Source organism: Kitasatospora sp. NPDC096077, assembly GCF_040303245.1.
Classification (GTDB): Bacteria; Actinomycetota; Actinomycetes; order Streptomycetales; family Streptomycetaceae; genus Kitasatospora.
Map to the genome: position 1 here is coordinate 1 of NZ_JBEOSV010000105.1, position 21,218 is coordinate 21,218.

The window sequence follows — 21,218 nt, forward strand, 5'->3', positions numbered from 1 at the left end:
GGCCGCGGTGACGTTGGCGGCTGCGGCGAGCTCTGCCGGCGGGGCGAAACGCCGCTCCTCCTTGAGCAGGTTGGCCAGGCTCTCGTTGCTCAACGACTTTCTCCTCTTGCTTCCCACCGGTCCGGACGGCGCCGGGCGGTCTTTGGTGCTGACGTGGCGGCCGGCGGACCGGGCGTCGCTGCCGGCGGGTAACGGGTAGCCCCGCCGGGCTCGTCGGCCCGGTCCGGGCCGCTCACAGATCGATCATCGCGCCCGCCGGTATACGTCTGATCAACGCGCGTCCACCGGCCTGGGCCGGCGGGTTCCGCGGGCGCGGCGGCAGACCGTCCACCCCGCGTTGACGCCGGGTCATCATTCCGGGTGATCACCGAGTTGATCACCGGGATCGCGGTCGATCGGCCACGCACCATGGGCCTCATGGACCAATCCTTCACCAGGCGAACCACACTGGCCGCCGCCCTCGCCGCCGGTGCCGCCGCCGCCCTGCCGTCCGCCGCTCCCGCCCAGGCGGCGGAGCACCGAAGCCCCGCCGCCGCCCCCGGAGCCGACCCGACCTGGGTGCTGCCCGGAGACCGGGCGGCACAGGAGGGAGACCCGGAGGCCGACGCGGTCGTCGACCAGCTGGTGCGCGACGACCAGATGGTGCTGGCCAACCAGGTCTTCCACGACTGGACCCGCAACGACCAGCCGGTGCCGGCCGCGGCGCCGCCGGTGCTGGAGGACTTCCTGCGGCGCAACTCCGTGCTGACCGCGGAGGAGCAGGCGGTCATGGACCGGGTCAGGAACGGCGACTCCATCAAGCTCATGCAGGGCAACATGGAGGCCATCACGGTGACCGAGGCCTTCGGCGGCCTCTTCGCCGCGCTCGCCGACCCGCTGTTGGCCAAGTCGGTCTGGTACGCCAAGTACGACCTCGTGATGGACATCGGCCGACGCTTCTCCCGCACCATGAACACCCTCTGGGACACCCTCGACGGCGCCAACTGGGAACCGTCGGGCAACGCCTGGATCACCATGGCCAAACTGCGCCTGGTGCACGCGGCGGCCCGGCACATGGGGCTGGCGCACGGGTGGAACCAGGCCCGGGACGGGATGCCGATCAGCCAGCGCCTGGAGGTGGAGGAGCTCATGTACGTGGGCGCCTACAACGTCCAGCTCGCGGCCAAGTTCGACTTCCGGCCCGACCCGCGGCAGATCGACGAGCTGATGGCCGTGGTGCGGGTCGGCGGCCGGCTGCTGGGCATCCAGGACGCCTACAACCCCAGGACCCTCGAACAGGCCAACCTGGTCCTCGCCGACGCGGCCGCCAACCACCGGGCCCGCTCGGACGAGGGCGTCAAGCTGGCGCGCAACATGCTGGACTGGATGGACCGGAAGATCTTCCCCGGCGCCGGGGCCGTCGGCGCGTCGATGGTGCGGATGATGGACGAGCACGTCGCCGACGTGCTGGAGATCAACGCCAATCCGGCGATGGACACCCCGGTCGCCACGCTCGCCCCCTTCCTGTACCGGCCCGCCTACGAGGTCCAGCAGAAGTTCCCGCTGCTGGCCCCGATCCACTCGCAGATGTTCAAGGTGGCCTCGCAGATGGTCGCCTGGTACGCCGTGGACTTCCGCGACTACGACCTCCAGATGCCCGTCCGCTGACCCCCGGCCTCCGTCGGCCCGATCGGCCGGCGGAGGCCGCGGCCCGTCAGATTCGGTGGACTCGGAGGGCCCCGGGTGAATCCGCTCCCCGCCCCCGCCTGCACCGTGCGTGTGAAGCGGGTTTCCCGCGCGTCCGCGGCGGTTAGCGCTAAGTCGCGAATCCGCCGGGCCGGACGACGAGAGAGGACGGGACGGCGCTGGTCACCCGGGAGAGCCTGTTGCGTGCCCTGACCTTCTGGCTGCGGCCCGCCTTCGCGCTGCGCGTGGTCGGCCGGTTCCAGCGGCTGGTGGGTTTCGACCGGTCGATGGCGCTGGCCTCCAGCGGCTTCTCGGCCGTGGTTCCGCTGTTGATCGTCTCCGGCGTCGTCCTGGCCCGGCTCGGTTCGAAGGACACCGCGCACCGCATCATCGACCGGTACCACCTCACCGGGGGCGGCGCGGAGGCCGTGCGGTACGTCTTCTCGCCGAGCGGCGAGGTGAGCGCCGGGGTGGGCGTGTTCGGGCTGCTGTTCCTGGCGGTGTCGCTGCTGAGCTTCTCGCGGGCCGTCCAGCGGCTGTTCGAACAGGTCTGGGAGCTGCCGCCGTTGAGCGTCCGCAACACGCTGAACGGCCTGCGATGGATCGCCGGGCTGCTCGGCTACCTCACCGTCACCGCGTGGTTCACCGCCGTTCTGGGGCAGGGGCGACCGCCCCTGGGCGGGGCGGTCGCCCAGGCCCCGCTGACCGCGCTCTTCCTGGTCTGGAGCGGCCGGGTCCTGTCGGCGCGTCGGGTCGGCCTGCGGGAGCTGCTCCCGTTCGGGCTGGTCGCGGCGGTGGTGGAGGCCGCGTACTCGGTGGGCGCCACCGTCTATCTGCCCCGCCTGTTCAATTCGTCGGCCGCCCAGTACGGCGCGATGGGCGCGGTCTTCGCCCTGGTCTCCGCACTCTTCGGCGTGATGTTCGTCCTGGTCGGATCGGCGGCGGTCGGCCGGGAGGTGCGGGACGAGCTGGACCGCCTCGCCCGGGGGGAGCGCCCGGCCGACGACGAGGTCCGCCGGGAGTGGGACCAGGTGATCGCCCGGGCACGGCTGAAGTGGCAGAGCGCCCGGGAGCAGCTGGCGGCCCACCACCGGCCCCGAAGGCCCAGGCGCTGAACCGGACCCTGCCTGGCGCCTGGCCCGGTGCCTAGCCCGGTGCCTAGCCCGGAGCGGGCCGGGAGCCGGGGGCTCCCGGGGACGCGGTGTGCCCGGCCGGCCCGGGACCGGGCGCGAGGAACTCCCGGACGCCGAAGGCGATCAGGACCACGACGGCGAACCAGAACACCGTCATCGCCGTGGGGTGCGCCCAGAACACGAAGACCAGCGAGGCGACCAGCAGGATCGCCGCCCCGATCGCGTGCTTGAACCGACGGACGAACGACTCGACGGGACCGGCCCGGAAGCCGATCCGATCGGCCGCCTGCCGTACGCCGCCCATCCCGGTGCCGCACGCCGCGCGGACGAAGGTCGCGGCCCTCGACGGTCCGACGAAGAAGGCGCCGAGCGCCACCAGGACCGCGAGCACGCCGACCGTCCGCACGGCCATCCGCAGGAAGCGCGCCAGCGCGTCGTAGACCGTGCCGACCGCTCCCGCGTCGACGCCGGGCGGGAGCTGGTCGAGGAAGTAGCCGCGGAAGACCGTGAGCGCGGCACCCAGCACCAGCATGGCCGCCGCCACCCCGACGGCGGCCCAGGCCAGGGCCCGTCTGCGGTCACGCGCGAGCAGCACCCCGGCCGCAGCCACCGCCACGGTGAGGAGCGGCATCCAGTTGCCGAGGATCTGCAGCAGCCGGAACCAGGTCTTGATCTTCCCGATCGACTCCGAGGAGTAGACGGTGAACGACGTGTGGACGGCCGGGATCCTCGCCGCCGGTCCGAGCCCGGCCGCGACCAGCTCGGTCTTGACCTGCTCGATGACCGGTGCGAGGTCGATGGTGACCTGGTTGTCGGCCAGCGACACGGCTCCGCCGCCCTGCCCGGTCAGCGCCTTCACCATCGAGGCGTGCGCCGCGCGGATCCCGTCGGTCCACACCGTCGCGAAGGCCGAGCTGGCCACCACCCGGTGGACGGTGGAGCCGACCAGGCTGGAGAGCCCGCCGCCGATCGGCCCGCTGAGCGAGCCGATCAGGTTCGCGGCGACCGGGGGCACGCCCGCCTGGGCAGCGGCCTGGGAGAGCTGCCCGACCAGGGACGGCACGTCGATCTGCTGGAGCACGACGGTGGTGACCCGGTTGGTCACCGCGTCCTGCACCGTCGGTTCGCTCGCCAACGGCGCCATGGTGGCGACGAAGCGGTTGGTGTCGGTCACCTCGTCCCGCGCCCACACGGCCACCACCGCCAGCAGCGCGAGCACCGCGGCGATCACGATCAGCGCCGCCGAGCCGGCCGCCCGCGCCCGGTGGTGCTCCGGCCGGCCCGGCGCACCACCGGCCTCCAACGCGGCGATCCGCCGCCGCAGGTCCGCCAGCTCCGGCGACCTCCCGGGCCCCGGTTCCGGTTCGGCCCCGCCGTCCGATGGCGACATCAGGTGCTCCGTCCTCGCCGTGCCGTTGGTCGGTCCAGCCAATCCCGGGGCAGGAGGGGCGGCGACAGGAGTTCATCCGTTCGGATGCGTGCCGCCGACGCCGACCCGGGGGCGGAGCCCGAGGACCCGTCACTCCGCTGGCGGCGGCCGCACGGCCGGGTCGGCCCGCCCGATGGAAACCTGGGACCGGAACCGGGCGGACACCCAGGGAGGCGGGCCATGGCCGAGGAGCAGACCTCCGCCGAGACGGTCCGGCTCCACGTCCTCCTGCGCGACCGCGGGTACCGGCGGCTCCTGCTGGTCTCCGGACTGGTCGGCATCCCGGTGTCGCTGGCCGCCTTCGGGTTCGTCAGCCTGGCGCACGCGCTGGAGCACGGAGTCTGGGAAGCCCTGCCGCAGGCCCTCGGCTGGTCCCGGGCCCCCTGGTGGTGGCCGCTGCCCACCCTGCTGGTCTGCGGGACCCTGGTCGCCCTGGCCGTCACCCGGCTGCCCGGCCGCGGCGGCCACGTCCCGGTCGGCGGCCTGGACGCGACCCCGACCAGGCCGCGCGACCTGCCCGGCATCGTCCTGGCCGCGCTCGCCTCGCTCGGCCTCGGCGCGGTGCTCGGCCCCGAGGCCCCGCTGATGGCGCTGGGCAGCGGGCTGGCCCTGTTCGCCGTGCGGCCCGCCCGGCGGGAGCAGAACCCGCGGCTCGCGCCGGTGCTCGGCGCGGCGGGCTCCGCGGCCGCGATCGCCACCGTCTTCGGCAACCCGCTGGTCGCCGCGGTGCTGCTGATCGAGGCGGCCGGTATCGGCGGACCGCAGCTCTTCCTGCTGATGCTGCCCTGTCTGCTCTCCAGCGGTGTCGGCGCCCTGGTCTTCACCGGGTTCGGCCGGTGGTCCGGGTTCGGCATCGGGGCGCTCGATCTGCCCACCGTTCCGCCGGACCGGCCGCCCGCTCCGGGTGACTTCCTGTGGGGGATCCCGCTCGCCGCCGTGATCGCCTGCGGCGTGGTCGCCGCGACCCGACTGGGCCGGGTCGTGGCCGACCGCGCCGCCCGGCACACCGCCGCGACGACGATCGCCGCCGCGCTCGCTGTGGGGACCTGCGCGGGCGGCTACGCGCTGGCCACCGGCCGCTCCCCGGAGGAGGTCGCGCTCTCCGGCCAGGCGACGCTGGCGCACCTGGCGGCGGATCCCGGATCCTGGCCGGTCTCCGCACTGCTGCTCCTGGTGGTGTTCAAGGGCGTGGCCTGGGGCCTGTCGCTCGGGAGCCTGCGCGGCGGTCCGGTCTTCCCGGCACTGCTGATCGGTCCCGCGCTCGCCACCGCGCTGGCCGGAGTGCCCGGCTTCGCGCCCGCCCCGGCACTCGCCGTCGGCATGGCGGCCGCGGGCGCCGCCGTGCTCCGGCTACCGGTCTCCGCCGCCGTCCTGGCCTCCCTCCTGCTCGGCCGGGACGCCGCCGACCAGCTCCCGCTGGTGGTGATCGCCGCCGTGGTCGCCTTCGCCGTCGGCGAGGTGCTGCGGGCCCGGGGGCTCCCCGCCGCCGAATCCGGGGAACGGTCCGGGACCGGGCCGAGCTGACCCGCCCGCCCCGCGCGGCGAGGCCGCGCCTCCACCCGGGGGAGGGCCGGGCTCCCGCAGGCCGGGGGCCTGCCGGGGTCGCCGGGGGTGGAGGGCGCGGGCGGGGAATCTCCACCCGGTGCTCCGCCCCCGGGTCGATCCCGCCGTGGGGGCCGCTCCGTAGCGTCGAGGCATGACCACTCACCAGAGCACCCAATCGGCTCCGGCGAAGGTACGCCGGACGTCCCGTCCCGAAACCGTTCCCTCCGCGCGGGCCAGGAAGATCGGCCTCGCCTACGACATCGGGCTGTCGCCCGCCACCTTCTACGGCTGCCAGGCGGTCGGCTACCCGGTCTCCGTCTCGCTGCTGGCCGCCACCGGGGTGGCCGGGGCCCGGCTGCTGTGGAAGATCGTCCGCAGCCGGAGCCTGGACCCGGTGACCGGGCTGGTGCTCGCCACCTACCTCCTCGGACTGGCCATCGCGCTGCCGGCCCACGACGTGCGGCTGCTGCTGCTCCGTGACCCGGCCACCAGCGCCCTGGCCGGCCTGGTGTTCCTGGCCAGTTGCGCCACCCGCACCCCGGCCATCGCCTACCTGGCCCGGCGGCTGCCGGACCCGCTCCCGGATACCCCGGCCGTGCGACGCAGCCGGCTGCTGACGACCGCGCTCTGGGGGATCGGACTGCTGGCCGAGGCGCTGGTGCGGGTGGTGCTGGTGTTCACGCTGCCGGTAACGCTGGTGAACGGCCTCTCGACGGTCGTCGAGGTCGTGGTGGTGACCGGTCTGGTGCTGTGGACGCGGCGCTACCGGCGGCGGATGCGGGCCGCGTTCGAGGCCGACGCCCTCAGCGGGACGGCCGGGGTGCCGGTCCCGGAAGCGGGTCGCTGACCATCGGCGGGCCGGCGCCGGCTGGCCCGTACGGGTGGAGTTCCTTCGTGTACTCCCTGTGATCGAATCGTCTCGTGTTGTCATGGCTCTGCGAAATCCCCGGTACTCATCGCACTCGTGCGGGAAGGCAGACCCATGGGCAGATCCAGATCCAGAGTCGCGAGCAGGGCTACGGCCGTCGCCCTGACGGCCTCGGCCCTGCTCACCGCGGCAGCGGGCCAGGCCCGCGCCGAAGCGGGGCAGGACACCATCACCATGCTGAAGCAGGAGAAGTCCCAGTGGTGTTGGGTGGCCTCCGGGCTGACCATCGCCAAGTTCCAGGGCTTCGGCAGCACGCAGACGGACTTCTGCAGCCGGGCCCAGCCCTACTACGGCTGCAACAACCAGCCGGCCACGCTGGACGACATGGCCAGGGGCTGGAGCAGCCTCGGCATGACCCACACCGGCACGGGCCTGAGCAGCGCGGCTACGTTCAACCAGGTCTACACCGACGTCAAGGCGTCCCGGCCGATCGGAGCCCGGATCGGCTGGACGTCCGGCGGCGGCCACATGAACGTGGTCTACGGCTTCGACACCGTCAAGAACACCATCGCCGTCGGCGACCCCTGGCCGGACACCACCACCTACACCTGGTGGAACTACAGCGACTACGTCAGCAACAGCTCGTTCAAGTGGACCCACTCCCGGATCGGCATCTCACGATGAGGCGACGCGGCATGCACGACACCCGCACGACCGGCGGGCGGACAGTTGCCCGCCGCTTCCGCCCGGCCACCGTCCTGGCGGCCGGCGCCGCCGCGCTGCTGACCCTGGCCGGCCCCGCCCACGCGGCCCCGGCCAAGGATCCGGTCCCGGCGGACATCCCGGACTACCAGGCCGCGCTCGACCTGGTGAAGTCCACCGACGTCCGCAACGCCGTCTGCCGCTTCCTCGGCGTCCCGCTGCCGCAGGGGAAGGGAGCCGGGACGGTGCAGCCGATCCCCGACAGTGCCGACCCCTGCCAGGGCATCCCGGCGTTCACCGTCAACGACCCGCTGGCCCTGAACGAGATCACCCCCGGTTTCGTCGCCGGGACGGCCCCGCCCCTTCCCTCCTCGGCGATCCAACTGAGCCATCTGGTCTCCGCGTTGAACGCCCCGGTGAACGGGCGCAACGCCACCGTGATGCTCGCCCCCACCGACGGCGGCGGCTGGCACCTGGCCGCCGTGCGCGACGGGGACAGCGACGCCGTGTACGCCGGAAAGGCCACCCCGGGGACGCTGGTGTTCAGCGAGCCGCAGATCCGCGGCTGGTACCAGCTGGGCCTCACCACCGTCCAGCCGCTCAACGACCAGGCGCGGCAAGGCCTGAACGGCCAGGACTCGGTCTCGCTGAGCGACTACCAGAAGCTGGTCAAGGCCCGCTACGCGGACAAGCTGCCCGGCTCGCAGTACGACACCGCCGGGATGTCCAGCGGCTTCGGCGGCGGGGAGCGGCTGGCGGCGGCCTCGTCCTCGACGCCCGCGCTGGTCGGCGGTGCGGGCGCGGCGGTCGCGTTCGCGGGCGCCGTCCTCGTGCTCCGCCGTCGGCGACGCGCGGCCGACTGAACCCGGAGCCCGTCCGCCCCGGTTCCCGGCCCGGTGCCGGGAGTCGGGGCGGCCGCCGGGTGCACGCCGGTCAGCCCGCGACCGGCTCCGCGCGGACCGCCTGGTCCAGGTTCTGCTCCACCCAGCTGCGCAGGTGGTTGAGCGGGACGGCGGCGCTGCGGCCGAGCTCGGTGAGGGCGTACTCGACGTGCAGCGGGACGGCCGGGTAGACGGTCCGGTCGAGGAAGCCGTAGTCCTCCAGGCGGCGCAGGGTCTGGGTGAGCACCTTGGGGCTGACGCCCTGCAGCCGGCGCTGGAGCTCGCCGAAGCGGCGCGGGCCGTCCTCCAGGGCGCCGATGGCGAGCGCGGACCACTTGTTGGCGAGCAGGTCGAGCAGCGGGCGGCAGCGGCACTGGGCGGCGTAGACGTCGTGCTCCCCGTGCTGCCCGCTCGGGCAGGTCATGGTCATGCTGGCGCTCCTCACCTCGTTACTTCCCAAAGGGAAGTAGTAGACCTTGATGGTAACCACACCCCCGGGGATAGCGTCGCCGACGTCAAGGGGAGGGCCGCGGACGGCCCTCCCGGGAACCTCGCCAGAGGAGTTTGCAGATGTCCGGAGAGACGATGCGCGCGGTGGTCCAGGACGGCTTCGGCGGGACGGAGCTGCTGCGGGTCGCGCAGGTGGCGCGTCCGGTGCCGCTGCCCACCGAGGTGCTGGTGCGGGTGCACGCCGCCGGCGTCAACCCGGTGGACTGGAAGACCCGTGCCGGTTCCGGCATGGCGGACCTGATCGGCGAGCCGCCGTTCACCCTCGGCTGGGACGTGTCCGGGGTGGTGGAGGAGGTCGGCTTCGGGGTGACCGTCCTGAAGCCCGGCGACGAGGTCTACGGCATGCCGCGGTTCCCGCACGCCGCCAACGCCTACGCCGAGTACGTCACCGCCCCCGCCCGGCAGTTCGCCCGCAAGCCCGCGACCCTCGACCACGCGCACGCCGCCGCCGTGCCGCTGGCCGCGCTGACGGCCTGGCAGGCCGTGAACGACGCCGCCCACGTCACGGCCGGGCAGCGCGTCCTGATCACCGCCGCGGCCGGCGGCGTCGGCCACTTCGCGGTCCAGTTCGCCCGGATCCTGGGCGCCCACGTCATCGCCGTCGCGAGCGCCGGCCGGCACGGCTGGCTCAAGGAACTCGGCGCCGAGGAGGTGGTCGACTACACCACCACCCGCTTCGAGGAGGCCGTCACCGGGGTCGACGTCGTCCTCGAACTGGTCGGCGACGACCACGACGACACCAGCACCCGCGCGCTGAAGGTGCTCCGCCCGGACGGCCTGCTGATCGCCGTCCCGGCCGGGGTCTCCCCGGAGCTGGCGGCGGCCGCCGAGGCGGCGGGCGTGCGGGTGACGCCGTTCCTGGTCGAGCCGGACGGCGCCGCGCTGACCACGATCGCCGGGCTGATCGACGAGGGCGAGGTGGTCGTGGAGGTGGAGCGGACCTTCCCGCTGGAGCGGGTCGCCGAGGCCCACGCCCACGGCGAGACCGGGCGCGTCCGGGGCAAGCTCGCCCTGACGGTCACCGACTGAGACCGCCCGGCGGGCGGCGCCGACGCCTGAAGTCGGCGCCGCCATGGGGTCGCTCGCCACCGTTCCGCGGCGCCGGCGGCACGAGTGGTGAGCGCGCGTCAATTATTCGCAGCAGAACCATGGCGGCGGCGCCGGTGTTGCCACTAGTCTCGCGTCGGCCTTGCCCGTCCCGTCGGAAGCGAGTCGCGCATGATCCCCGTGAAGCCCGTGAAGCCCGTGAAGCCCTTCACGTCCCTGAAGTCCGCCACCGCCTGGTTGGTGCGCCTGTTCTCCGCACTCACCCTGGTCGCCGGCGGTGTCGTCCTCTTCGCCGGCACCGCCCAGGCCGCCACCATATGCGGCAACGTCCCGGTCCCGCCCGGCTATGTGATCACCTCCGAGTCGCTCACCGGCAGCTGTACCGGCGGCTACCTGACCGAGACCATCCAGCCGCCGTCCAACGGGCTCGCCATCTGCCTGAACGGCCCGGTACCGAGCGGCTACGCTGTCACCTCCATCTACAGCACCAACAGCTGCAGCCAGTACCAGACCGGCCGGATCAACACCGTCGCCAACGGCATGCGGATCTGCGGGAACTCCAACGGATCACTGCCGGCCGACTACGTGATCACCAGCGAGGGACCGGACAGCACCTGCTCCCAGTGGTACGGGGAGACGGTCAACATCGCGAGCAACGGCATCGCGGTCTGCGGCAACTCGCCGATCCCGGCGAACTACGTGATCACCTCCAGCTACCAGAACGCCGCCTGCGGCATCTACCTCGGCGCCCGGATCAACACCGCCTCCGACGGCATGACCTTCTGCGGCAACTCCCCGATCCCGTCGAACTACGTGATCACCGCGAACTTCCAGGTCGGCAGCTGCGGCCAGTACCTGGGCGGGCGTCTGAACGTGGCCTACAACGGCATCATCGCCTGCGCCGACTCCCCGACCCCGCCCGGCTACTGGGTCTCCGCCACCGGCATCCAGTCCGCCGCCTGCGGTCCCTACCAGGCGGAGCGTCTGAACAACGCCTGATCCGGATCCGCCCCGACGCCCGGCCCGCCGCTGCCCGACCCTGTCCGCAGCGGCGGGCCGGTTCGGTGAGCGAGCCGGTTCGGTGGCCGGGCCGGTTCGGTGATGGGGCCGGTGCGGCGAGCGAATCGTTCAAGACGCCGCGCCGCCCCTCGCCCGACACTGGCCCGCATGACCGATCGCGCCTTCACCCCCGCCGCCGGCCGGCTCGCCCCGCTGCGCCTCTACGACCCCATCGTCGCCCTCACCCGCGAACGCCTGTGGCGCAGCCTGCTCGCCATGCACGTGGCCCCCCGCCCGGACGACGTGATCGTCGATGTCGGGTGCGGCACCGGCTCGTTGGCGGTTCTGCTCGGCCGGGTCGAGCCGCGCGCCCGGGTCATCGGCGTCGACCCCGACCCCGGCACCCTCGAACTCGCCCGCCGCAAGGCGGCCGCCGCGGGCACGGACCCCGAGTGGCGGGTCGGCATGGGCGACGCCGTCGCCGAACTCGTCGGCGCGGAGGCCGCCGACACCGTCGTGTCCAGCCTCGTCCTGCACCAGTGCCCGGTCCCCATGAAGCAGGCCGTGCTCGCCTCCATGCACGCGGCGCTGCGCCCCGGCGGGAAGCTGGTGATCGCCGACTACGGGCGCCAGCGCACGGCGGCCATGCGGTTGGCGTTCCGCATCGTGCAGTTCGCGGACGGCAAGGAGGACACCCAGCCCAACGCCGATGGCATCCTGCCCCGGCTGATCGCCGAGGCCGGGTTCCACGGTGTGCGTGAGGCCGAGACGGTCTCGACGGTCACCGGCTCGCTGTCGCTCTACGTCGCCCGTCGCGAGTAGACCGGGTGCGACGGGACCGGGTGCGGGCGGTGGTCCACCCGGGCCGGGGCGCGCAGCGCGGGCAGCACCTCCGACGGCGTGAGCCCCGTCATCTCCCGCATCTGGCGGCTGAAGTGCGCCTGGTCCGCGAAGCCGCCCGCCAACGCGGCCTCGGCGAGCGTGCACCCCTCGCCCAGTGCCTCGGCCGCGCGGGCCAGCCGCCGCCAGATCCGCCAGCGGGCCAGCGGCACCCCCAACTGCCGCTGGGCCAGGGCCCGCAGGCGCTGCGGTGAGAGTCCCACCCGGGCGGCCAGCGCCGGCAGCGCGACCGGGTGGTCGGTCGGCGCGACCGGGTGGTCCGTCAGTGCCTCCAGTGCCGCCCACAGCCGGGCGTCCACCTCGGCCGAGGGCAGCATCCCGGCCGGCCGGAGGGCCTCCTCGGTGAGGTCCCGCCACTGGGGTGCCACGGTGACGCCGTCACCGGAGTCGGCGCGCAGCCGGTCCGCGAATGCGCAGTGCGGATCGACGAAGAACGCCAGCACCCGGCGGGTCGGTGCCATCCGGTGCCACACCATCGGCGGCACCACCACCGCCGGGCCCCGGTGGCGGGCCCCGGCTCCGTCCGCGACCGTCACCTCGCCGCCCGCCACCGCGACGGCGACCTGGAACGCGGCGTGCCGGTGCGGGACGCTGTCCGCCAACGGCCCCCGGTACAGCGCGTATCCCGCGCCCACGACGAAGCGCGGCCCGGCCGCCTCCCACTGTTCCATCCGTCCGATGGTGCCAGAGGCCGGGACCCGCCACCGCGGGTTCCGGCCACCCCGGGCGCACCGCAACGGGCCGGCCGTGCCACCGGGCCGACGGTGCCACCGGGCCGGTCGTGCGGTGCGGGCCGAGGTCAGGCCTGCCGGTCGAGCAGCGGGCGGTGGCAGGCCACCGTCCGGGTGGGGGTGACGGGGAGCAGCGGCGGGGTTTCGGCGGCGCAGCGGTCGTCGGACAGCGGGCAGCGGGTGCGGAAGCGGCAGCCGGAGGGCGGGTCGAGCGGGGAGGGCGGGTCGGTGGGCAGCAGGCCGGTGTCGCCGAGCGGGCGGCCGGGTTCGGGGACGGCGGCGAGCAGCGCCCTGGTGTAGGGGTGGGCGGGTGCGGCCAACACCTCCTCGGTCGGGCCGCGTTCGCAGATCCGGCCGAGCTGGAGCACGGCGACCTCGTCGCTCACCGCGCGCACCACCCCGAGGTCGTGCGAGATGAACAGCCCGGCCAGGCCGCGTTCCTCGGTGAGGCGGCGGAGCAGGTTGAGCACGGTGGCCTGGGCGGAGACGTCGAGTGCGGAGACGGCCTCGTCGGCGATCAGCACGCGCGGTTCGGCGGTCAACGCCCGTGCCAGGGCGACCCGTTGGGCCTGGCCGCCGGAGAGCTGGCCGGGGTGGCGGTCGGCGAAGGAGGCGGGCAGGCCGACCGCCTCCAGCTGCCGGTGCACGGTGGCCTCGCGGTCGGTGCCGGGGCGGGGGTGGGCGTCCAGGGGTTCGGCGACCAGGTCGCGGACCCGGCGGCGCGGGTTGAGCGAGGAGAGCGGGTCCTGGAAGACCATCTGCAGGCGGGGGCGCAGGGCCCGCAGGGCGCGCGGGGTGAGGGTGGCGAGGTCGGTGCCGTCCAGGGTGACGGTCCCGGCGGTGGGTGGGGGCAGGTGCAGCAGGGCCTTGGCGATGCTGCTCTTGCCGGAGCCGGACTCGCCGACCAGGGCGAGGGTGCGGTGCCGGTGCAGGGTCAGGTCGACGTCGCTGACGGCGTGCAGCGGGCCGGAGCGGGTGCGGTGCACCACGGTGAGGCCGGTGGCTTCGAGGACGGCGGTCATGGGGTGCTCTCCGGGGTGCCGAGCGGGTAGTGGCAGCTGACGGACCGTCCGGGGGCGGGCCGGTGGACGGGCGGCGCCTCGGTGTTGCAGCGCTCCCGGGCGTCGGCGCAGCGCGGGGCGAACGGGCAGCCGGCGGTGGGGCGGGCCGGGTCCGGCGGGGAGCCGGGGATGGCGGGCAGGGTCCGGCGCAGCGGGCCGGTGACCCGCGGTACGGAGCGCAGCAGGGCGGCGGTGTAGGGGTGGGCGGGGTGGGTGGTGACGGCTTCGGTGGGGCCGGTCTCGACGATCCGGCCGCCGTACATGACGGCGATCCGGGCGGCCCGGCCGTAGAGCAGTCCGATGTCGTGGGTGATCAGCAGGGTGGCCAGGCCGCGGCTGCGGCGGTGGTGGTCGAGCAGGTCCAGGACGGTGCGTTGGACGGTGACGTCCAGGGCGGTGGTGGGTTCGTCGGCGAGCAGCAGGCGGGGTTGGCCGGCCAGGGCGGCGGCGATGCCGACGCGTTGGCGCAGTCCGCCGGAGAGTTCGTGCGGGTAGGCGCGGGCGCGGCGGGCGGGGTCGGGGACGTCGACGGCGGCGAGCAGGTCGGCGGCGGTGCGGAGCCGGGCGGCCCGGTTGAGCCGGCGCCGGTTGGTGAGGGCCTCGGTGACCTGGTCGGCGATCCGCACCACCGGGTTGAGCGAGGTCATCGGGTCCTGGTGGACCATGGCGATCCCGGTGCCGAGGAGGGCGGCCCGCCGGCGGGCCGGGGCGGTGAGCAGGTCCTCGCCGTCGAGCAGGACGGCGCCGGTGGACGTCGCCCGGGTGCCGCGCGGGTGGATGCCGAGGACGCTGCGGGCGAGCACCGACTTCCCGGAGCCGGACTCGCCGACCACGCCGAGGCACTCGCCGGGCCCGACGGTGAGGTCGATGCCGCGCAGCACCGGCAGGGTGCGGCCGTCGGGGGTGTGCAGGACGGTGTCGAGCGAGCGTACGTCCAGGACGGGGCCGGTCATCGGGCGGCTCCCTTCGGGGCGGGCGAACGGAGCTGCTCGCCGAGGTAGTTGACGGCGAGGACGGTCAGGCAGAGCACGGCGGCCGGGGCGAGGGAGATCCACGGCGCGCTGCCGAGGTTGGTGCGTCCCTCGGCGATGATGCCGCCCCAGGAGGGGGCGGGCGGGCGCAGTCCGAAGCCGAGGAAGCTGAGCGAGCCCTCGGCCACGATGGCGACCGTGGTGGCGGTGAAGGCGAAGCCGACGGCGGCGGGGGCGACGTGCGGGAGGATCTCGCGGCGCAGGATGCGGGCGGGGGCGGTGCCGAGCATCCGGGCGGCCTGGACGAAGCCGCGCTCGTTGAGCGACAGCACCACCGCGCGCACCACCCGGGTGAAGTGCGGCACGGTCAGCAGGCCGATCAGCACGCCGATCACGGGCAGGCTCGGGCCGCGCAGCGAGACCGCGATCATCACCAGGACCAGCGAGGGGACGGACATCAGGACGTCGGTGGTGAAGCCGATCAGCCGGTCGACCGGGCCGCGGAACCAGCCGGCGGCCAGTCCGAGGGCGCCGCCGCCGAGCAGGCCGACGGTGGCGGTGAGCGCGGCGACGGCGGCGGAGGCCCGGGCGCCGGCCACGGTGCGCTGGAGCACGTCCCGGCCGGAGGCGTCGGTGCCGAGCCAGTGTCCGGGGGCGGGCGGGGCCGAGGGGTGGGCGAAGTCGCCGTGCAGCGGGTCGAATCCGGGCAGCAGCAGGGGCAGCAGCAGGACGGTGAGGGCGAGCAGGGTGAGCCAGCCGGCTGCGACCAGGGTGCCGGTGGCCGGGCGGCGGCGGGGGCGGGGCCCGGTGTCGGCGGCCGGGGCGGCGGGCTGTGCGGGCTGCGTCGGGGCGGTGGCGGCGGGCGGTTCAGCGGTGGTCATGGGCGATCCTCGGGTCGAGCGCGCGGTAGAGCAGGTCCACCGCGAGGGTGGCGGTGACGACCCCGGTGGCGCCGAGCACCACCACGGCCTGGACGACGGGGAAGTCGCGTCCGGCGATGGCCGCCGAGGCCAGGCTGCCGACGCCGGGCACCGCGAAGAGCGTCTCGACCAGGACCGAGCCGCCGAGCGAGGTGCCGACGCCGATGCCGACCAGGGTGACCAGCGGCAGCGAGGACGGGCGCAGGGTGCGGCGCAGCAGCAGCCGGACGGTGCCCATGCCGCGGCCCCGGGCGGCGGCGATGTAGGTCTGGTCGAGGGTCTCCAGCAGTTGGGAGCGCAGGGTGCGGGTGAAGACGGCGGCCTCGGTGAGGCCGAGGGTGAGCGCCGGCAGCACCAGGTGGCGCAGGTTCTGCACCGGGTCCCGGGTGAACGGGGTCCAGCCGGTGGCGGGCAGTACCCGCAGCTGAACGGCGGCCAGCCAGATCAGCAGCAGGCCGAGGACGAAGCCGGGGACGGCGAGCCAGACGAAGGCGCCGGCGGTGGCGATCCGGTCCACCGCGCCGCCGGGCCGCCAGGCCGAGGCCAGGGCGAGCGGCACGGCCAGTAGCAGGGCCACCAGCTGGCCGGCCAGGAAGAGTTCCAGGGTGACGGGGACCCGGTCGGCGAGCTCGTCGGTGACGCTGCGGCCGCTGGCCAGGGAGTGGCCGAGGTCGCCGTGGGCCAGGTTGCCGAGCCAGTGCCAGGCGGCGGTGGGCAGGCTCTGGTCCAGGCCGAGGTGGGACTCGTAGGCGGCGATCTGCTCGGGGGTCGCGGTGGGGCCGAGCGCCGCGGCGGCCGGGGAGCCGGGCAGCAGGTGCGGGAGCCAGACCGCGGCGGCGACGACCACCAGCAGGACGGCGGCGGCCCGGGCCAGGCGGCTGCCGGCGCGCAGCAGTCGCCGGGCCGGGTCGTGGCGGGGCGCCGGCCGGCCCGTACGGCGTGGGGGCGTCACTTCTTGCTCCACAGGGTGGCGGGGGAGAGGCTGATCACGGTCCGGCGGGACAGGTCGGGCAGGCCGCCGACCCGGGCGGAGGCGAGGAAGCCGTTGGAGTTCTCGGTGAGGAAGAGCATCGGGGCGTCGGTGACGATCTGCCGGGCGGCGCCGTTGTAGGCGGCGGCGCGCGCGGCCGGGTCCAGGGCGGCCCGGCCCTCGGTGAGGGAGCGGTCCACGGCGGGGTTGTGGTAGCCGGTGAAGTTCAGCGGGGAGGCGGCCGGGAAGAGGGCGGTGAGCGCCGCGTCGGTGTCGCCGAACATGCTGGTGATGAAGTCCATGACCTGGAAGGAGTGCTGCATCAGCGCGGTGCCCGCGGCGGCGGCGTCCACCGGCTTGACGGTCATCCTGATGCCGGCCTCGCCGAGCATCTGCTGGATCACCGTGGCGCGCTGCTGGGACTCGGGGCGGCTGTCCACCAGGTAGTCGAAGGAGACCTGGGGGTTGCCCGCCTCGGCGAGCAACTGCCGGGCCCGGGCCGGGTCGTGGGCGGGGTAGCCGGAGGAGCCGCCGGCCGTGCGGTATGCCGAGTGCGAGCCGATCGGGCCGTCGGCGGCCTGTCCCTGGCCGAGGCCGACGACCTTCTCCACGGCCTCGCGGTCGATGGCGTACTGCATCGCCTGGCGGACCCGGGGGTCGTCGAAGGGGGCCGTCCTGGTGTTGATCAGGACGGTGGAGGTGGAGCCGGGACCGGCGGCCACCCGCAGCCCGTCGGCGGGCGCCTGCTTGAACTGCGCCGGGCTCTCGGCCCAGATCAGGTCGGTGTCGCCGGAGCGCAGTGACTGGTAGCGGCTGTCGGTGTCCGGGAGCACTCGGAAGGCGAGCTTGTCGGCGTGCCCCTTGGCGCCCCGGTAGGCGGGGTTGCGGGTGAGTTCGGCCGAGACGCCGCTCTGTGCGCCGGCGAGGACGTACGGGCCGGAGCCGATCGCGGTGCCGTCGGCGCCGGGGGCCTCGGAGACGTAGCCGAGCGAGCGGGTGAAGGCGTTGGGGAAGACGGAGTTGGGCGACTTGAGGGTGAAGACGACGGTGTCGGCGGCGGGGGCGGTCATCGAGCCGATGGCCGCGGCGTCGGCCGCGCACGAGCACTTGCTCTCGGGCTTGGACAGGCGGGTGACGTGGTCGATCACCGCCTGGGCGTCGAGCGGCTTGCCGTCGCTGAACCGGACCCCGTCGCGCAGCCGCAGGGTCCAGGTGGTGGCGTCGGTGTTCGGGGTGAACTCCTGGGCCAGGTAGGGCTGGACGGTGCCGTTGTCGCCGTTGGTCATCAGCGGGTCGTAGAGCGCGTTGGCGAGCACCAGCATCGGTTCGGAGACCAGGGTGCTGTCGGCGGGGTCGAGTCGGGTGAAGGCCCGGTCCAGGCCGATCCGCAGGGTTCCGCCGTCCACGGCGGGGCCGTCCTGGCCGGTGGCGGAGCCGGCCGCGGGGCCGCCGGTGAGCGCGTCGTCGGAGGCCGAGCAGGCTCCGGCGGTGAGCGTCAGGGCGGTCGCGCAGACCGCTGATGCCAGAACGTGGGTGTGCCGCTTCATGGTTCCTCGGTGTTCCTCGGAGCGGGGGGTGGGGGCGGACCGCCGGGGCGGCCGCCGCCGATACCTTCGCGGAAGTGGCACTACTGCCAATAGGCAGTTGTGCAAAGTTTGGATGACGAGCCGTCGAAGAGTTACCGCACCGCTTGAGCGGGCCTTGCCCGGCGTGATTCGCTACCGGTCGTGACGGTGCACGAGCCGTCACCGGAGGACGCGGCGCGACAGGGAGTGGAACAACACCGATGCCGGACATCGACGAGGCGACCGAACCGGGCATGCGCGACCGCAAGAAGGCCCGCACCCGGGACAGCATCCGGACCGCCGCGTTCGACCTCTTCGAGGAACAGGGCTTCGAGAAGACCACCCTGCAGCAGATCTGCCGCCGGGCCGACGTCGCCCACCGCACCTTCTTCCGCTACTACCCGACCAAGGAGGCGCTGCTCTTCGGCTGGGACTTCGGCCAGTTGGTGCTGGACGCCTTCGCCGCCGCCCCGCCCGAGCTCGACCTCTGGGCCGCCCTCGACCACGCGCTGACCGCCACGGACGGCCAGTGGGAGGAACCGGTCGAACACACCGCCCGCCGCCGCAGGCTGCGCCGCGACTTCCTCGACGTGCAGTCCGTGCACAACTACGCCCTGGTCGTCATCGACCTGTTCGCCCAGCGCACCGCCGACCTGGCCGCCGCCCGCCTGGGCGTCGACCCGATCGCCGACCTGCGCCCGGCCGCCTTCGCCGCGCTGTTCACCGGACTCGTGCGCCGGCACGTCCTGGTCGCCCAGGACGGCAGCACGCTCACCGCCTGGGCGGACGCCTACCGGGACGTGCTCGGCGCGGCCCGGACGCTCACCCACTGATCCCCTTCGAACCCCTGACGGCCCGAGGCTGTCAGAGCTCCAGCCGTCCCCTCTCCGACCCCGACGGGCTCCCGGCCCACCGCCCCCCGCGCCGCGACAGCGCCGCGCGGGCGATGCGCCCTGCCCGGAACCACCGCACCTGCCCGAAAGGCCCCCCATGTCCCTGGTCAACTTCCGCGACCCCGCGGTGCTCGCCGACCCGGCGGCCCGACTGGTCCGCCACGGCCTCCTCTTTCGCTCCGCCCAGCCCTTCCCGGCCGCCGACGCCGACACCGTCGCGCTGCTCACCGCCCACGGCATCCGCACCGTGATCGACCTCCGGGGCGGTGCCGAGATCCGCGAAGAGGACTGGACCGCCGTCCAGGAGGCCGGCACCGACGTCGTCCGGGCCCCGATCGAGCCCGTCAACGAGGCGCTCGAACGCGCCATGCGGACCATGGAGACCGGGGCCGACCTCGGCGCCTTCTACCTGCTGATGGCCGAGTCCGCCCCCGCCGGGGTGGCTGCCGCCGTCGAGGCCGCCGCCCGGCCCGGCGCCGTCCTGCTGCACTGCGCCGCCGGGAAGGACCGCACCGGCCTGCTCACCGCCCTGCTGCTCGACCTGCTCGCCGTGCCCGTCGAGGAGATCGTCGCCGACTACGCGCGCACCGCCGACGCCCTGCCGCAGATCTTCGCCGGACTGGCCGAGCGCAACCCGGCCGCCCTCAACCAGGTGGAGAGCGGCGCCCTCAAGGTCCCCGCCCCGCTGCTGGCCGCCCCCGCCGAGGCGATGCGCGCCTTCCTCGACCTGGTGCACGCCGAGTACGGCACGGCCGAGGCGTTCCTGCTGCACTGCGGCGTCCCGGCCGCGACCCTGGACGCCGTCCGCGCCAAGGCGGTTGCCGGGGGTGCGGCATGACGACCCTGCTGCGCCACACCGACGGGACGCCGTTCCGCGACCTCAACCACAACGGCACCATGGAGCCCTACGAGGACCCGCGGCTGCCGGTCGAGGAGCGCGTCGAGGACCTGCTCGCCCGGATGACCCTGGCCGAGAAGGCCGCGCTCATGCTGCACGGCCGGATGCTGCCCGGCGACCAGCGGATCCTCCCCGGCGAGCACGAACCCTTCCCCTCCGGCGCGCAGCTGATCCCCGACCGCGGACTCACCCACTTCGCCATGATGGCGGTGCCCGACGCCCGCACCATGGCGCAGTGGAACAACCACGTCCAGGACCTCGCCGCCGCCGGGCGGCTCGGCATCCCGGTCACCCTCTCCTCCGATCCGCGGCACGGCTTCACCGCCAACCCTGCCACCGCGCACACCGGCGGGGGCTTCAGCACCGGCCCGGAACCGATCGGCCTGGCGGCCACCGACGACCCCGCCCTGGTGCACGAGTACGCCGCGCTGATCGGCCGTGAGCTGTGCGCCGTCGGCATCCGGGTCGCCATCCATCCGATGGCCGACCTCGCCACCGAGCCCCGCTGGGCCCGGATCAGCGGCACCTTCGGCGAGGACCCGGAGCGCGCTTCCCGGATGATCGACGCCTACATCCGGGGCCTCCAGGGCGAGCGGATCGGGCCCGGCAGCGTCGCCTGCATGACCAAGCACTTCCCCGGCGGCGGCCCGCAGGAGCACGGCGAGGACTCGCACTTCGCCGCCGGGCGGCGCCTGGTCTACCCCGGCGGAGAGTTCGAGACCCACCTGCGCCCCTTCGAGGCCGCCTTCGCCGCCGGCACCGCGCAGATCATGCCCGCCTACGCGATCCCCTCCGGCAGCGGCCTGGCCGAGGTCGGCGCCAACTTCAACCATGACGTCATCACCGGCCTGCTGCGCGGGAAGTACGGCTTCGACGGGGTGGTCTGCACCGACTTCAACGCCATCACGGGCATGGAGGTCCCCGGGGTGGTGAGCCTGCCGCCCCGGCACTGGGGCGTCGAACACCTCTCGGTGGCCGAGCAGGTGGTGCTCACCCTGGACGCCGGCGCCGACCAGCTCGGCGGCGAGACCGACCCCGGGCTGATCCTCGCCGCCGTCGCCTCCGGCGCGGTGGACGAGCAGCGGATCGACGCGTCGGCCCGTCGCATCCTGCGCGACAAGTTCCGGCTCGGCCTCTTCGACGACCCCTACGTGGACCCCGACGAGGCCGAGCGGGTGGTCGGCACGGAGGCGGGCCGGGCCCTCGGCCGCGAGGTGCAGCGGCGCTCGCTGGTCCACCTCGCCGGGGAGCCGCCGGCCGGCACCCGGCTCTACGTCGAGGGGGTGGACCCGGCGGTGGCGGCGCGCTTCGGGACCGTGGTCGACACGGTGGCGGAGGCCGACCTGGCCGTGGTCCGGCTGCGCGCACCGTACGAACAGCGCGAAGGACTGCTCGAACAGCACTTCCACAGCGGCTCGCTGGAGTTCCCGGCGCCCGTCCGGGTCCGACAGCTCCCCAGTCACTACTGACCCTCCACTCTCCCTTCATCTTCTGAACAGAGGAACCACCCTGTCATGGACACATTCGATC

20 protein-coding genes are annotated in these 21,218 nt (G+C 74.3%); 12 read left to right on the plus strand and 8 right to left on the minus strand.

Annotated elements, in window-relative coordinates:
* Positions 1 to 417 precede the first annotated feature (417 nt).
* On the plus strand, positions 418 to 1,647 hold the full coding sequence (locus ABTZ03_RS42080) for an oxygenase MpaB family protein (protein WP_350518549.1): 1,230 nt from the start codon (positions 418 to 420) through the stop codon (positions 1,645 to 1,647).
* Positions 1,648 to 1,865: 218 nt separating this feature from the next.
* Positions 1,866 to 2,780 (plus strand): YhjD/YihY/BrkB family envelope integrity protein, encoded by a 915-nt coding sequence (locus ABTZ03_RS42085; RefSeq protein WP_350518550.1) that lies wholly within the window; start codon positions 1,866 to 1,868, stop codon positions 2,778 to 2,780.
* A gap of 43 nt (positions 2,781 to 2,823) precedes the next feature.
* On the opposite strand, the gene ABTZ03_RS42090 is transcribed toward ABTZ03_RS42085, so the two are convergent.
* Positions 2,824 to 4,188, minus strand: a complete 1,365-nt coding sequence (locus tag ABTZ03_RS42090; protein ID WP_350518551.1) for a hypothetical protein — start codon at positions 4,186 to 4,188, stop codon at positions 2,824 to 2,826.
* A 219-nt stretch (positions 4,189 to 4,407) separates the two neighbouring features.
* Between ABTZ03_RS42090 and ABTZ03_RS42095 the strand changes: the two genes are divergently transcribed.
* The 4 genes from ABTZ03_RS42095 to ABTZ03_RS42110 all read left to right on the plus strand — a co-directional run bounded on the left by ABTZ03_RS42095 (position 4,408) and on the right by ABTZ03_RS42110 (position 8,205).
* Positions 4,408 to 5,751, plus strand: coding sequence for a chloride channel protein (locus ABTZ03_RS42095; protein ID WP_350518552.1), 1,344 nt, complete (start codon positions 4,408 to 4,410; stop codon positions 5,749 to 5,751).
* Positions 5,752 to 5,923: 172 nt separating this feature from the next.
* The gene (locus tag ABTZ03_RS42100; RefSeq protein ID WP_350518553.1) at positions 5,924 to 6,619 is read left to right on the plus strand and encodes a VC0807 family protein; all 696 of its coding nucleotides are present in this window, start codon (positions 5,924 to 5,926) and stop codon (positions 6,617 to 6,619) included.
* A gap of 135 nt (positions 6,620 to 6,754) precedes the next feature.
* Positions 6,755 to 7,324 carry a papain-like cysteine protease family protein gene (locus ABTZ03_RS42105; protein ID WP_350518554.1) on the plus strand — a complete coding sequence of 190 codons (570 nt, stop codon included), beginning with the start codon at positions 6,755 to 6,757 and terminating at the stop codon, positions 7,322 to 7,324.
* Positions 7,325 to 7,335: 11 nt separating this feature from the next.
* Positions 7,336 to 8,205 (plus strand): hypothetical protein, encoded by an 870-nt coding sequence (locus ABTZ03_RS42110; protein ID WP_350518555.1) that lies wholly within the window; start codon positions 7,336 to 7,338, stop codon positions 8,203 to 8,205.
* Positions 8,206 to 8,275: 70 nt separating this feature from the next.
* On the opposite strand, the gene ABTZ03_RS42115 is transcribed toward ABTZ03_RS42110, so the two are convergent.
* A complete protein-coding gene (locus tag ABTZ03_RS42115; RefSeq protein WP_350518556.1) occupies positions 8,276 to 8,653 on the minus strand; it encodes a winged helix-turn-helix transcriptional regulator in 378 nt (125 codons plus the stop codon).
* Between the two features lie 140 nt (positions 8,654 to 8,793).
* On the opposite strand from ABTZ03_RS42115, the gene ABTZ03_RS42120 reads away from it, so the two are divergent.
* The 3 genes from ABTZ03_RS42120 (at position 8,794) to ABTZ03_RS42130 (ending at position 11,601) form a co-directional block, all read left to right on the plus strand.
* Positions 8,794 to 9,762, plus strand: a complete 969-nt coding sequence (locus tag ABTZ03_RS42120) for an NADP-dependent oxidoreductase (RefSeq protein WP_350518557.1) — start codon at positions 8,794 to 8,796, stop codon at positions 9,760 to 9,762.
* A gap of 207 nt (positions 9,763 to 9,969) precedes the next feature.
* A complete protein-coding gene (locus ABTZ03_RS42125) occupies positions 9,970 to 10,779 on the plus strand; it encodes a hypothetical protein (RefSeq protein WP_350518558.1) in 810 nt (269 codons plus the stop codon).
* A gap of 168 nt (positions 10,780 to 10,947) precedes the next feature.
* Positions 10,948 to 11,601, plus strand: coding sequence for a class I SAM-dependent methyltransferase (locus tag ABTZ03_RS42130; protein ID WP_350518559.1), 654 nt, complete (start codon positions 10,948 to 10,950; stop codon positions 11,599 to 11,601).
* Here ABTZ03_RS42130 and ABTZ03_RS42135 read toward each other — a convergent pair.
* From ABTZ03_RS42135 to ABTZ03_RS42160, 6 genes are all read right to left on the minus strand, one after another.
* Positions 11,580 to 12,350 carry an AraC family transcriptional regulator gene (locus ABTZ03_RS42135; protein WP_350518560.1) on the minus strand — a complete coding sequence of 257 codons (771 nt, stop codon included), beginning with the start codon at positions 12,348 to 12,350 and terminating at the stop codon, positions 11,580 to 11,582. The two genes, ABTZ03_RS42130 and ABTZ03_RS42135, sit on opposite strands and share 22 nt — an antisense overlap.
* 128 nt (positions 12,351 to 12,478) lie before the next feature.
* Positions 12,479 to 13,432, minus strand: coding sequence for an ABC transporter ATP-binding protein (locus tag ABTZ03_RS42140; protein WP_350518561.1), 954 nt, complete (start codon positions 13,430 to 13,432; stop codon positions 12,479 to 12,481).
* On the minus strand, positions 13,429 to 14,424 hold the full coding sequence (locus ABTZ03_RS42145; protein WP_350518562.1) for an ABC transporter ATP-binding protein: 996 nt from the start codon (positions 14,422 to 14,424) through the stop codon (positions 13,429 to 13,431). Before ABTZ03_RS42145 ends, ABTZ03_RS42140 begins: the two co-directional genes overlap by 4 nt.
* On the minus strand, positions 14,421 to 15,323 hold the full coding sequence (locus ABTZ03_RS42150) for an ABC transporter permease (protein WP_350518563.1): 903 nt from the start codon (positions 15,321 to 15,323) through the stop codon (positions 14,421 to 14,423). Before ABTZ03_RS42150 ends, ABTZ03_RS42145 begins: the two co-directional genes overlap by 4 nt.
* Positions 15,310 to 16,314 (minus strand): ABC transporter permease, encoded by a 1,005-nt coding sequence (locus tag ABTZ03_RS42155; protein ID WP_350518564.1) that lies wholly within the window; start codon positions 16,312 to 16,314, stop codon positions 15,310 to 15,312. Before ABTZ03_RS42155 ends, ABTZ03_RS42150 begins: the two co-directional genes overlap by 14 nt.
* Positions 16,311 to 17,879 (minus strand): ABC transporter substrate-binding protein, encoded by a 1,569-nt coding sequence (locus ABTZ03_RS42160; protein ID WP_350518565.1) that lies wholly within the window; start codon positions 17,877 to 17,879, stop codon positions 16,311 to 16,313. The genes ABTZ03_RS42155 and ABTZ03_RS42160 overlap by 4 nt, the downstream gene beginning before the upstream one ends.
* 239 nt (positions 17,880 to 18,118) lie before the next feature.
* On the opposite strand from ABTZ03_RS42160, the gene ABTZ03_RS42165 reads away from it, so the two are divergent.
* From ABTZ03_RS42165 to ABTZ03_RS42175, 3 genes are all read left to right on the plus strand, one after another.
* Entirely contained in the window at positions 18,119 to 18,730 is a 612-nt protein-coding gene (locus ABTZ03_RS42165) for a TetR family transcriptional regulator (RefSeq protein ID WP_350518566.1), read from the plus strand.
* Between the two features lie 157 nt (positions 18,731 to 18,887).
* Entirely contained in the window at positions 18,888 to 19,628 is a 741-nt protein-coding gene (locus ABTZ03_RS42170) for a tyrosine-protein phosphatase (protein WP_350518567.1), read from the plus strand.
* On the plus strand, positions 19,625 to 21,157 hold the full coding sequence (locus ABTZ03_RS42175; RefSeq protein WP_350518568.1) for a glycoside hydrolase family 3 protein: 1,533 nt from the start codon (positions 19,625 to 19,627) through the stop codon (positions 21,155 to 21,157). The genes ABTZ03_RS42170 and ABTZ03_RS42175 overlap by 4 nt, the downstream gene beginning before the upstream one ends.
* Positions 21,158 to 21,218 lie beyond the last annotated feature (61 nt).

Bases quoted from the DNA above. Each gene is read 5' to 3' on its own strand.
- ABTZ03_RS42080 (WP_350518549.1), top strand. From the start codon at position 418: ATGGACCAATCCTTCACCAGGCGAACCACACTGGCCGCCGCCCTCGCC.
- ABTZ03_RS42090 (WP_350518551.1), bottom strand. From the start codon at position 4,188: ATGTCGCCATCGGACGGCGGGGCCGAACCGGAACCGGGGCCCGGGAGG.
- ABTZ03_RS42095 (WP_350518552.1), top strand. From the start codon at position 4,408: ATGGCCGAGGAGCAGACCTCCGCCGAGACGGTCCGGCTCCACGTCCTC.
- ABTZ03_RS42100 (WP_350518553.1), top strand. From the start codon at position 5,924: ATGACCACTCACCAGAGCACCCAATCGGCTCCGGCGAAGGTACGCCGG.
- ABTZ03_RS42105 (WP_350518554.1), top strand. From the start codon at position 6,755: ATGGGCAGATCCAGATCCAGAGTCGCGAGCAGGGCTACGGCCGTCGCC.
- ABTZ03_RS42110 (WP_350518555.1), top strand. From the start codon at position 7,336: ATGCACGACACCCGCACGACCGGCGGGCGGACAGTTGCCCGCCGCTTC.
- ABTZ03_RS42115 (WP_350518556.1), bottom strand. From the start codon at position 8,653: ATGACCATGACCTGCCCGAGCGGGCAGCACGGGGAGCACGACGTCTAC.
- ABTZ03_RS42120 (WP_350518557.1), top strand. From the start codon at position 8,794: ATGTCCGGAGAGACGATGCGCGCGGTGGTCCAGGACGGCTTCGGCGGG.
- ABTZ03_RS42130 (WP_350518559.1), top strand. From the start codon at position 10,948: ATGACCGATCGCGCCTTCACCCCCGCCGCCGGCCGGCTCGCCCCGCTG.
- ABTZ03_RS42135 (WP_350518560.1), bottom strand. From the start codon at position 12,350: ATGGAACAGTGGGAGGCGGCCGGGCCGCGCTTCGTCGTGGGCGCGGGA.
- ABTZ03_RS42140 (WP_350518561.1), bottom strand. From the start codon at position 13,432: ATGACCGCCGTCCTCGAAGCCACCGGCCTCACCGTGGTGCACCGCACC.
- ABTZ03_RS42145 (WP_350518562.1), bottom strand. From the start codon at position 14,424: ATGACCGGCCCCGTCCTGGACGTACGCTCGCTCGACACCGTCCTGCAC.
- ABTZ03_RS42150 (WP_350518563.1), bottom strand. From the start codon at position 15,323: ATGACCACCGCTGAACCGCCCGCCGCCACCGCCCCGACGCAGCCCGCA.
- ABTZ03_RS42160 (WP_350518565.1), bottom strand. From the start codon at position 17,879: ATGAAGCGGCACACCCACGTTCTGGCATCAGCGGTCTGCGCGACCGCC.
- ABTZ03_RS42165 (WP_350518566.1), top strand. From the start codon at position 18,119: ATGCCGGACATCGACGAGGCGACCGAACCGGGCATGCGCGACCGCAAG.
- ABTZ03_RS42170 (WP_350518567.1), top strand. From the start codon at position 18,888: ATGTCCCTGGTCAACTTCCGCGACCCCGCGGTGCTCGCCGACCCGGCG.
- ABTZ03_RS42175 (WP_350518568.1), top strand. From the start codon at position 19,625: ATGACGACCCTGCTGCGCCACACCGACGGGACGCCGTTCCGCGACCTC.